This window comes from Streptomyces sp. HPF1205 (genome assembly GCF_020400825.1).
Taxonomy (GTDB): Bacteria; Actinomycetota; Actinomycetes; order Streptomycetales; family Streptomycetaceae; genus Actinacidiphila.
The window spans coordinates 1-870 of the sequence record NZ_JAINVH010000124.1; the positions used below are offsets into that span (position 1 = coordinate 1).

Below are 870 nucleotides of genomic sequence, written 5' to 3' on the forward strand. Positions count from 1 at the left end.
CGCGCAGCCGGCGGCGGCGTTGGGCAACGGTCTGGCGCTGACGCCCCAGATGGGCTTCAACGACTGGAACGCCTACGGCTGCAACGTCTCGGAGTCGCTGATCAAGGCGACCGCGCAGGCCATGCACACCGACGGCATGCAGGCGGCCGGGTACAGTTATGTCAACATCGACGACTGCTGGCTGACCAAGTCCCGTGACTCCTCCGGCCGTCTGGTGCCGGACCCGGCGAAGTTCCCCGACGGCATCAAGGGCACCGCGGACTACGTCCACTCCCTGGGCCTGAAGCTGGGCATCTACGAGGACGCCGGCACCGCGACCTGCGCCGGCTACCCCGGCAGCCTGGGCCACGAGACCACCGACGCCCAGACCTTCGCCTCCTGGGGCGTGGACTACCTGAAGTACGACAACTGCAACAACAACGGGGTGTCCGCGCAGACCCGCTACACCGCCATGCGCGACGCCCTGAACGCCACCGGCCGCCCCATCCTGTTCTCCCTGTGCAACTGGGGCCAGGAGAACGTGTGGACGTGGGGCGCGAACGTGGGCAACAGCTGGCGCACCACCGGCGACATCAACGCCAGCTGGTCCAGCATGCTGTCGATCTTCCACAGCAACGTGGGCCTGGCCTCCTACGCCGGCCCCGGGCACTGGAACGACCCCGACATGCTGGAGGTCGGCAACGGCTCGATGACCACCACGGAGAACCGCAGCGAGTTCAGCCTGTGGGCGGAGATGGCCGCGCCCCTGATCGCGGGTACCAACATCGCCTCGGCGAACTCGACCACCTTGTCGATCTACACCAACTCCCGGGTGATCGCGGTCGACCAGGACTCGCTGGGCAAGCAGGGCACGATGGTGTCCTCCTCCGG

The 870-nt window shown here is 67.6% G+C and carries 1 protein-coding gene; it reads left to right on the plus strand.

Annotation, left to right across the window (positions count from 1 at the left end; genetic code table 11):
• A partial coding sequence (locus K7G61_RS35925; protein ID WP_225851349.1) for a glycoside hydrolase family 27 protein occupies positions 1-870 on the plus strand: 870 nt, incomplete at both ends.